This window comes from Methanospirillum hungatei (assembly GCF_020216685.1).
GTDB classification, from domain to species: Archaea; Halobacteriota; Methanomicrobia; order Methanomicrobiales; family Methanospirillaceae; genus Methanospirillum; species Methanospirillum hungatei_B.
In genome coordinates this window covers 1-10,000 of sequence record NZ_JAIWNS010000061.1, presented here as the reverse complement: position 1 = coordinate 10,000, position 10,000 = coordinate 1, and the positions used below count along the sequence as shown (strand labels likewise).

Genomic DNA, 10,000 nt, shown 5'->3' with positions numbered 1-10,000 from the left:
AGGGTGACACCGTTATTGTAAGAGTAGGAAATATCCGGGACAATGGAAATATTGACCTTGAAGAGATCGTCATCTCATCATATCAGATTCAGCCGGTCGTGTGCAAGCGACGGACAACAAAACTTGAGGAACTGGGGAAAAAAGTCGGAAGAACGGTCACGCTTGAGTGTCAGGTAGCCCAGATTAAGCAGACCTCAGGACCGACCATCTTTACCCTTGTTGATGAGAGTGGCACTGAAAATGCCGCTGGGTTTATCGAGGCAGGTAAACGTGCATTCCCTGATGTAAACCAAGGTGATACCGTCCGGGCAACCGGTGATGTGATGATGCGGGGCGGCCAGGTCCAGGTTGAACTGGCACGGCTTGAGGTCCTGCACGGAGCAGAGGCAAAAGAGGTGCTTGACCGGATTGAACAGGCTATTGATGACCGGGCAGAACCTGCCGATATCCCCATGTTAATCGACAGCCCAGTCCTTGAACGGCTTCGCCCGGAGATGAGAAAGATTGCAAAACAGATCCGTCGTGCTGTCTTTACCGCCCAGCCGATTCTGCTTCGTCACCATGCCGATGCCGACGGGATCTGTTCAGCGGTTGCCATCGAACAGGCTGTCGTTGCACTTATAAACGACTCTGGCGGGGACTATGATACGGCGAACTACCTCTTTAAACGTGCTCCGTCAAAGGCACCATTCTATGAGATAGAAGACATCGTCCGTGACCTGGATTATGCAACCCGTGATAACATCAGATTCGGACAGAAGATGCCGCTCATCATGCTGACCGACAATGGTTCAACAGAAGAAGATCTTCCGGCGATGAAGATGGCAAAGGTATACGGGATCCCGATGATCGTCTTTGATCACCATCACCCGGATGAGATTGTGGACCAGTATCTCAATGCCCATGTAAACCCCTATCACGTTGATGGCGATTACGGGATCACGGCTGGGATGCTGGGAACCGAGATTGCCCGGCTTATCTTCCCGAAAGTTGACCACCAGGTGCGCCATATCGCAGCGGTTGCAGGCGTAGCAGACAGAAGCGAGGCACCTGAACGGCAACAATACCTGGATCTGGTAGCAGACCGGTACTCAGAGGAGGACTGCAGAAAGATTGCACTGGCACTTGATTACATCCAGTTTTATCTCAGATTTAACGATGGGAAAGAACTCATCAAGGACATTCTGGACCTGAACGGGGACCATGACCGGTACCGGAACATGGTTGATCTCTTGGTAGCTGAAGCTGAATTTGCTATTGGTGAACAGGTAAAGACCTGCATGCCGCATGTGCTTGCATCAACCCTTCCGAATGGAGCGCACCTCTTCCAGATTGATGTGGAGATTCATGCTCACAAATTCACCTTCCCGCCACCGGGAAAAACATGCGGGGAGGTCCATGACCGGTTATGCCAGCAATACGCCGGAGAACCTGTTGTCACGCTCGGATTCGGGCCTGATTTTGTGGTGCTCAGGTCCCGCGGTGTGCTCATGAATATCCCGCAGATGGTCCGCGAACTCCGTGAAGAGATATCAGGAGCAGGAGTGAACGGCGGTGGTCATCTGGTCGTCGGAAGCATAAAATTTGTCGAAGGAATGCGGGAAGAGGTTATTGCACGTTTATCAGAGAAAATTGGAGAGTTTCCAACGGTCTGAAATTATTCATGATAAATCATGATAATTAAGGTAACTTTAAATTCCTGCAATCGAATGTGTAAAGTACGCTGATGGAGGTCTCATAATGCCATCACACATAAAATTTAGAGAGAAGTACAACGAGACGCAGTCGCGTCTTATTACCTATCTCAGAAAAGGGCTCGAATCAGGAAGACATTACTTCAAGTCCAAGTACATTGCAAAAGACCTGGGGCTGTCTTCCAAGGAAGTGGGGACCAACATGGCAATTCTTGCAGATATCTGTCAGGAACTTACCATAGTCAAGTGGAGCTATTCAAACAGCACCACCTGGATGGTATCCCCGGTAAAGAATTAAATCCTTTTTTCCCGTACGCATAAGTATGAAGGAGATCATTTCATTTGAATCAGAACTGGAATTTGTCGGGGACATTAATGAGTTTAAAGACTGCCTGATGTCACAGGACAACACCCAGAATGATCCGAAAACCCTCTGGTTTAACATCGATGTCCCAAAGGGGCATGGACTTCAGCCAGGTGACCGGGTGAAGATCACGGTTGAAAAAGTCTGAAATTTTAGAAGTATTCTGTGGAAAACCGGACCAGGCAGATGAACCGGTGAAAGTTCTTAATAGAACCAATCATTTCTCACAGATTGTTTTTCAAGGCAAAGAACTACGCCAAAAATTTTTATTTTTCCTTCATGAAGAAGGCTGTTATGATCCCGATGACGGCCAGCACTGCAACAACCGGAAACACACCAAGATAGGAACCGGTTGCGTCACGGATGTATCCGGCTATCTGTGGTCCTGCAATCGCCCCTGCCCCATAGGCAAGGAAGATGACACCATAGCATCGCGGATAGTCTCCGGTCCCGAAGAACCGGGCGGTAGATGCCGGAGCAATTGCAAGCCAGCCCCCAAGACACCCCCATAACAGGGCAAAGGCAATGATATAGACCGGGACTGACGGGACGGATGCAAGCAGGAGAGACGCTCCTCCGATGAGAAGAAACGAAACGATTGCCGTATTCCGGGGATTTATCTTATCAGTCAGAGCCCCGAAGACCGGGCGCCCTCCACCATTAAAGATGGCAAAGAACCCGACAAGCATGGTCCCAAGAGCTGCCTCTATCCCGACCACCTCTGAACCGACCGGTTTTGATATGGATATCGCCATAAGACCGGCAAGGCAGCCGATAAAATAGCAGATCCAGAGAGCATAAAATCGTCCTGATCTGACCATCTCCGGCAGGGTTATCGAACATGAAGGCCCGGCGGTGGCGGCAGATCCGGTAAATCCCGTAGGGGTCCAGCCAGATGGAGGGAATCTGAACGGTATAGCCAGGAGAAGAGTCAGGATGATAAATGCGATGCCAAATATCCTGAACGTTCCCATGACCCCGGTCATCCCGATAAGCACACCTGCCAGATTTGCGGTAATGAATGCGGAAAACCCGAATCCCAGCAGGACAAGTCCGACAGCAAATCCCCGCCGATCAGGAAACCACCTGGCAGCAGCTGCAACCGGGGCACCATAGGCAATACCAACGCCAAGTCCGCCAATAACACCGTACAGGATGTAAAGCATCAGAACCGACTTGGAAAAGGACGCCAGAATCCATCCAAGACCGGTCAGAATTCCACCGGCCATGATGATCTTCCGGGGACCGTAGATATCAAGGTACTTACCGGTCAGGGGCATTGCTATCGCGAAACATGCCAAAAAGACCGAGAAGGGCATGAGTATCTCACTTGCTGTCACCGCCTGCCCGAGGGTTTTTGTAAAATATTCGGTCAGCGGTCCGACAAATACGGACCATGAGTACACCGTTCCCAGACAGAGATTGATAACCATCCCGAGAAAAACCAGGATCCATCTGCCTTTCTCTGCCTCAATCCCCCATATACGAGTAGTACCAGTATCTGTCATCTTTAATTCTTCTGTCATTTTTACCCCTTGTCCTGCTTACTCCTCCAGCGTGGAGGTATCACCAAGATCCATGTTCATCTCCTTTGCTTTGAGGATTCTTCGCATAATCTTCCCGCTTCTTGTACGGGGGAGAGAATTGACAAATTCTATCGAGGCCGGCATGGCAATCGGCCCGACACTCATCCTCACATGATAGGTCAGTTCAGACACAAGCTTCTGGCTTGGCTCGTACCCCTTGACCAGAATGACAAATGCCTTAACCGCCTGGCCCTTGATCTCATCCGGAACACCGATAACCGCCGCTTCTGCAACTGCCTCATGCTCTACAAGAGCGGATTCGACCTCCGCGGTCCCAAGATTATGACCGGCCACGATGATGATATCATCAGACCTGCCCAGGATCATGATGTACCCGTCATTATCCTTGACAGCCAGGTCTCCTGCGGTGTAATAGTTTCGTATCTGGTTCCAGTACTTGCGATATCGTTCGTCATTCCGGTATACGGTCCGCATCATGGACGGCCAGGGTTTTTTAATGACCAGAAGACCGCCCTGTCCTGGTGGCATACTATTCCCATCCTTGTCCACGACATCAACCTCAATCCCCGGAACCGGAAGCCCGGCAAACCCTGGTTTCATCGGCTCACCAAGGGGGGTTGTGATCATGTGCATTCCGGTCTCGGTCTGCCACCAGGTATCGAGGACTGGTATCCGGTTCTTTCCAATGACCCGGTAATACCACTCAAATGCCTCCGGGTTGAGAGGCTCACCGACTGATCCGATGATCCGGAGCGAGTCAAGGTTGTATTTATTCGGCCATTCCTCCCCGACCCGCATAAACATCCTGATTGCTGTCGGTGCCGTGTAAAATATCGTAACGCCAAGCTCTTCGATGATACTCCACCAGATGCCAGGATCAGGCCAGTCAGGAGTCGTTTCGGTGATGACCACCGTAGCCCCGGCAGAGAGAGGGCCATAGACGATGTAACTGTGTCCGGTGATCCAGCCAGTATCTGCCGTGCACCACAGGACGTCATTCTCCTTCAGGTCGAAGATATACCGGGTGGTATAATGAACTCCGGTCGCATACCCGCCACAGGTATGGACAATCCCTTTCGGCATCCCGGTTGTCCCGCTGGTATAGAGGATGAAGAGTGGATCTTCTGCATCCATCTCTTCAGGCGGGCAGTCGGTATCCACACCTTCAAGAAGGCTGTAAAAATCCTCCTCCATCTCAGAGTACAACTCTACCGAACATTTCTCCCGACAGAGGACGATGACCTTCTCTACACTTGGTGTGTTCCTGATGGCATCATCAACGATGCTCCGAAGTGAGATGACCTTCCCCCGGCGTTTCCCGACATCTGCCGTGATAACCACTTTTGCCTCTGCATCACGAATCCGGGCATGGAGTGCTTCGGCTCCGAACCCCGCATATACGATAGAATGAACCGCACCAATCCGGGCACAGGCTAACAGTGCAATGATATGCTCAGGCACCAGCGGCATGTAAAAACAGATACGATCTCCTTTCTGCATACCAAGCCTTTTCAGAGCATTTGCAAACCGCATGACATCACGGTGCAACTGCCGGTAGGTGTACACCCGCTCTTCGCCATCCTCACCCCGCCAGATGAGGGCCAGTTTATTCCTTCTCCCGGCCTTGATATGCCGGTCAAGACAACTGGTGGTGATATTCAGGGTCCCGCCTGAAAACCACCGGGCATATGGAAAATCCCATTCCAGGACCTTGTCCCAGGGTTTCATCCATTCAATCTCCCTGGCCATCCGGTCCCAGAACCCCTCAGGATTTTTCAAAAACTCCTGATAGGCTGTATGATAATCCCCCAGGTGTGACTGGGCCTTATACTCCGGATCAGGAAGATATGACTTCGTATGTAAAATGACCTCAAAATCTTCGGACATTATCCTACTCCACGTAGTATGAAACCTGATTGCTCGTCGTTCATTCCAGGGTACCTTTTAATCGTGCCGGTACCAGTTCTCGAGAGTATGCTAAGCATCTGAAAATAGAAGGTTTGCGTATGAATTAATTTTTTGCATACGTAGTACATATTTGTTGTACATTTGAATCTGAATAAAGAGGTCTTTATTACAGATAATTGTCACAAATATGTAATAATCGTACCATAATAAGGTCCTGGTAAAAGTTACTCCTTCTGAACAGATTTATCAGGGAGGAAACCGGATGATTATGTACGACATTCTCATCCCTACCGGGGCAGACAGGAGAAGAAAGATGATTGGAGATTACGAGGAGATCCAGACCATTAAAGAATTACTGCATGGTTCTCCACAAGGACTTTCAATAACCGATATTTCAAAACAGTTACATCTGCACCGGACAACTGCAGCAAAATATCTGGATATGCTTCAGATGAAAGGTGATGTCGATCTCCGGATCATGGGAACCTCAAAGGTATACCACCTGTCAAGGCGGGTGCCGGCCTCAGTGCTTCGCAGTTTTTATGACGGCCCGTTCATCCTTTTCACAACCAGACTCACGGTCAAGGATTTCTCATCAGACCTTGCAGCATATGGAATTGAAGGGGATATCACCGGAGTGGAACTCACCGACAAGGAATTATCTCCTTTGTATGATGAAGCGATGGACGATTTATGCAAGCGGGCAGTCCTTGGATCTTTTGCAGAGATAGATATCACAACTCCTGATAAGAAAGACCAGAAAAATCTCCATATCCGCATCATCCCGGTGGTTTTTGATGACGGACGGGCCGGCTGTGCTTTCCTGATTCAGGATGTCACCGATCTTGCCATGGCACGAAAGGAGGTAGAGACCTGTGAGAAGGAACTGAAGGTTGTCTCTGAAGATCTGAACGAATTTGTCTTCAGCTGTACTCCGGAGGGAATTCTCAAGAGGGTTAATCATCCCTTCTGTGTCAGGATGGATAGAAAGCCGGAAGAACTTCTTGGATTCCCCTATGAACCGGTGATATCTCACGAGGATCTCGAACGGCTCTCAAAGATGAAACGGGAGATTACACCAACCAATCCATCCCAGACCATCACATTTAAGGCAATACAACCGGATGGGATGATGGCCTTTGAAGAATGGACCTATCGTGGCATTTTCACACAGGATGGAAAACTCTCCGGGTATCTTGCCGTGGGCCATGATATCTCACGGGAAAAACACCTCGAAGAACAACTCAATACATTCCATGCCAGTTTTGAGGCTCTGGTGAAACAACGAACCAAGGAGATGCGGCAGGCAAACCAGGATCTGATGAAGGAGATAGCACGAAGAGAACGGATAGAACGTGAACTTCTCATCATCGAGGCCGCATTTAACCATGCATCCGATTCAATACTCCTCTTTGAACGATCCGGAAGACTCTGGCGGGCTAATGAGACCAGTTGCAGACTGCTTGGATATTCAAAGGACGAGATAGCAGTAATATCGGTCTTTGATATCAACCAGGAGATTACCCCGGAGATCTGGGAAGAGATGTGGGAGCAGGCAGAGCAGGAACCGGGGATATCGCGGGTGACTTCAACCCATGTCCGCAGGGACGGGACTATCATTCCGGTTGAGGTCTCCCGGACATTTTTCACCGCCGGCCCGATGACGCTGTTTTGTTCTATTGCAAGAGAGATCAGGTGATGGATCTTTCCACCGATCAATATCGTTAACTGACTGCATAGCTCATTCTGAAGTAGCCAGATGATACGCATTCTCCTGGTTGACGATGAACCAGATCTCCTTGATCTCGAACGGCGCATTCTCGAGCAGAAATATGGTTTTTATACCATAACTGCCGAATCAGGAAAAGAAGCCCTGGAGATATTTCAGAGCCAGCAGGTGGACGCGATCATATCTGATTATTCCATGCCACAGATGGATGGGATCACCCTTCTTCGAAAGATTCGGGAGATTGATACTGCAATTCCCTTTATCCTCTTTACTATCAGGGAGAAGGAAGATATCGCAATTGAAGCGATGAACAGCGGAGCGAACTTTTATGTGCAGAAAGAGAACCTCCCCCAGGTTGTCTTTGCCGAACTGGCTCATGATGTCACAAAAGCCGTTGAACTCTTCAGAGCAGAGAAAAATCTGAAGATACAGCGTGATCTAGCTCTTGCCAATGCGAATGCCAAAAGCCTTGAAGAGACGCTTCTTATCTGCACCCGTGCCATCCTCGATGTCTCCGGGATGGAGGGTGTTGCAATCTATCTCTTTGAAGAGAAAAATCTGAACGTTGCAATCATCAGCGGTTCTTCTGAACACTATTCCAGTAAACGGGTCCAGTCACAGGTACAGCAGATGCTTCATTCGGTCATTCAGCAGAAGACTCCGATCTTCCGTGATGAAGAGGATATTCGGGCAGTCACTCCCATCCTGTTTGAGAGTGAGGGTATCCGCTCTGATGGAATATTCGGAATGAGTCATCATGGGAAGACCATTGGCGGTGTGCATATCTTCACATCATCTCCGCTTAAGACCTATGGCCTCTCTCTTCAGCGATTTATCACCGATATCGTCGTGCAGGTATCCGGGTATATATCGGACCGGCTCGCAGAAGAGGCACTTCGGACCAGTGAGAACCGGATGAAAGCCATGATCCGGAATCTTCCCGGTATGGTATACCAGGGACACATCGATGAAGAACGGACCATGGAGTTTGTCAGCGAGGCTGTCTTTAATCTGACCGGATACTACCCCAGGGATATTATGCATAACGCCGTTCGTTCATGGGGCTCCTTTATCAATCCTCAGGACCGGGTCAGGATCCTTGAGGTCATCACCCGGGCGGTCCAGAAGAATGTGCGATTCAGACTCACATACCGGATTACGACCAGGGATAACAAGTACCGGTGGGTATCTGAGCAGGGGACCGGTATCGTAGATGCTGATGGAAACCTTGCGGGAATAGAAGGGATCATTATGGACATCACCAGACAGAAAGCTCTTGATGACCAGGTCCGGATGTTCCATACCAGGCTGAAAACACTTTTTATGCTGATGGCTGCAGGATGTCTTATCTTTAAAAGTGACGGGACCATCAGGAATACCATACTTGTTGATCTGAATAGTGCTGCAGAAAAGACTGAGCAAAAAAAGAAGACTGAATTGATAGGTATCACATTTCAGGGATTATTTAAAAAGGCTGATCCTGAATTGCTGGAAGCGATCACCGGGATGCTTGAGGATAAGAAATCCCGTACTCTGCAGAAATGTGCTATCACCTACCCGTATGGGAAGCGGTATTTTGATATCTTTCTCAGCAGTTCTCCGGTGGGTTATGAACGAACTGACCTTGAAATATTTCTAATCTATAATGATGTAACAAACCGGGTACTGACCGAGCAGCAGATCATCACATCTCTCCATGAAAAGGAACTTCTGCTCAAGGAAGTGCACCACCGGGTAAAAAATAACCTGCAGATAATCTCCGGGATTTTAAAACTCCAGTCTATGAGAATCCAGGATCCCCGGGCAGCGGAGATCATCCAGGAGTGTCGGAACCAGGTCTATACCATGGCATCCATACATGAGCTCTTATATAACTCAAAAGATATTGGTAAGATCCGGGTAGAAGAATATATAAGCAGACTGGTTGATCATTTTAAACAGGAATATGAGGGGATATCTGCACGGCTGAACCTTCGTGTCTCGGTTGATCCCGATATTGTGCTGGACATTGAGCGGTGTATACCATGCGGATTGATTCTGAATGAACTTATCATGAATGCAGTGAAATATGCATTTCAACAGGATGGGGAAGGGGAGATCAGAATTTCATTTACCCAGGATGCATCCTCGTATCGCTTACAGGTATCAGATGATGGACGGGGCCTTCCAAAGGATTTCGATGTCAGAAAAAGCCAGTCCCTTGGCATGGAACTGACGTCCCAGCTGACCCACCAGTTACGGGGAAAACTCGAGATTAGCAGTGAAAAAGGGGCGACATTCACGATAACATTTCCAAAGATGGAGGAAGGCAGGATAAAAACATGAGTCAGCGGCGTATCCTGATCGTTGAAGATGAGGCAGTAACTTCAGTGATGCTGGAGAAAACCCTGAAAGAACTGGGGTATGAAGTGGTAGGCAGTGCCTTTGACGGCAGGGAAGCTATCGAGATCGCACGGGAAAAACGTCCGGATCTGATCCTCATGGATATCCGTATCCAGGGAGACATGGACGGTATTGAGACTGCTAAACAGATTTACCAGCAATTTAATATTCCGAGTATATACCTGACCGCCCACTCTGATGAAGATACTATTAAAAGAGCGGTTGAGTCCGGACCGTTCGGATATCTGATAAAGCCATTCAAAGAGCGGGAACTCTACAGCAATATCGAGATGGTTGCGCACAAGCATAAACTCTATCGGACGACCACTGCCAGAAATGAGCCTGAAGAGCCAACACAGGTTCCGGAGAGGAAGGT

Annotated in this window: 8 protein-coding genes; 6 read left to right on the top strand and 2 right to left on the bottom strand. The window is 49.0% G+C overall.

Annotation, left to right across the window (positions count from 1 at the left end):
• The 3 genes from LDL35_RS03435 to LDL35_RS03425 all read left to right on the top strand — a co-directional run.
• Positions 1–1,655 (top strand): DHH family phosphoesterase (locus tag LDL35_RS03435; protein WP_304019508.1); only part of this gene is annotated, 1,655 nt, incomplete at its 5' end.
• An 85-nt stretch (positions 1,656–1,740) separates the two neighbouring features.
• Complete coding sequence (locus LDL35_RS03430; protein WP_011448706.1) at positions 1,741–1,992, top strand: hypothetical protein; 252 nt, start codon at positions 1,741–1,743, stop codon at positions 1,990–1,992.
• Positions 1,993–2,017: 25 nt separating this feature from the next.
• Positions 2,018–2,206 (top strand): hypothetical protein, encoded by a 189-nt coding sequence (locus LDL35_RS03425; protein ID WP_304019505.1) that lies wholly within the window; start codon positions 2,018–2,020, stop codon positions 2,204–2,206.
• 118 nt (positions 2,207–2,324) lie between these two features.
• Here the strand turns inward: LDL35_RS03425 and LDL35_RS03420 are convergent, their stop codons facing one another.
• Both LDL35_RS03420 and acs read right to left on the bottom strand, forming a co-directional pair.
• Positions 2,325–3,566 carry an OFA family MFS transporter gene (locus LDL35_RS03420; RefSeq protein WP_304019504.1) on the bottom strand — a complete coding sequence of 414 codons (1,242 nt, stop codon included), beginning with the start codon at positions 3,564–3,566 and terminating at the stop codon, positions 2,325–2,327.
• A gap of 36 nt (positions 3,567–3,602) precedes the next feature.
• On the bottom strand, positions 3,603–5,492 hold the full coding sequence (gene acs / locus LDL35_RS03415) for an acetate--CoA ligase (RefSeq protein WP_304019502.1): 1,890 nt from the start codon (positions 5,490–5,492) through the stop codon (positions 3,603–3,605).
• Positions 5,493–5,775: 283 nt separating this feature from the next.
• On the opposite strand from acs, the gene LDL35_RS03410 reads away from it, so the two are divergent.
• From LDL35_RS03410 to LDL35_RS03400, 3 genes are all read left to right on the top strand, one after another.
• The gene (locus LDL35_RS03410) at positions 5,776–7,212 is read left to right on the top strand and encodes a PAS domain S-box protein (RefSeq protein ID WP_304019500.1); all 1,437 of its coding nucleotides are present in this window, start codon (positions 5,776–5,778) and stop codon (positions 7,210–7,212) included.
• A 60-nt stretch (positions 7,213–7,272) separates the two neighbouring features.
• Complete coding sequence (locus LDL35_RS03405; RefSeq protein ID WP_304019498.1) at positions 7,273–9,567, top strand: histidine kinase dimerization/phosphoacceptor domain -containing protein; 2,295 nt, start codon at positions 7,273–7,275, stop codon at positions 9,565–9,567.
• Positions 9,564–10,000, top strand: a 437-nt coding sequence (locus LDL35_RS03400; protein WP_304019496.1) for a response regulator, incomplete at its 3' end; no start/stop codon positions are given. The genes LDL35_RS03405 and LDL35_RS03400, both read left to right, overlap by 4 nt.

What these genes read in the sequence shown, in the direction of transcription:
- acs (WP_304019502.1), bottom strand. Translation starts at nt 5,492, where the DNA reads ATGTCCGAAGATTTTGAGGTCATTTTACATACGAAGTCATATCTTCCT.
- LDL35_RS03410 (WP_304019500.1), top strand. Translation starts at nt 5,776, where the DNA reads ATGATTATGTACGACATTCTCATCCCTACCGGGGCAGACAGGAGAAGA.
- LDL35_RS03425 (WP_304019505.1), top strand. Translation starts at nt 2,018, where the DNA reads ATGAAGGAGATCATTTCATTTGAATCAGAACTGGAATTTGTCGGGGAC.
- LDL35_RS03430 (WP_011448706.1), top strand. Translation starts at nt 1,741, where the DNA reads ATGCCATCACACATAAAATTTAGAGAGAAGTACAACGAGACGCAGTCG.
- LDL35_RS03420 (WP_304019504.1), bottom strand. Translation starts at nt 3,566, where the DNA reads ATGACAGATACTGGTACTACTCGTATATGGGGGATTGAGGCAGAGAAA.
- LDL35_RS03405 (WP_304019498.1), top strand. Translation starts at nt 7,273, where the DNA reads ATGATACGCATTCTCCTGGTTGACGATGAACCAGATCTCCTTGATCTC.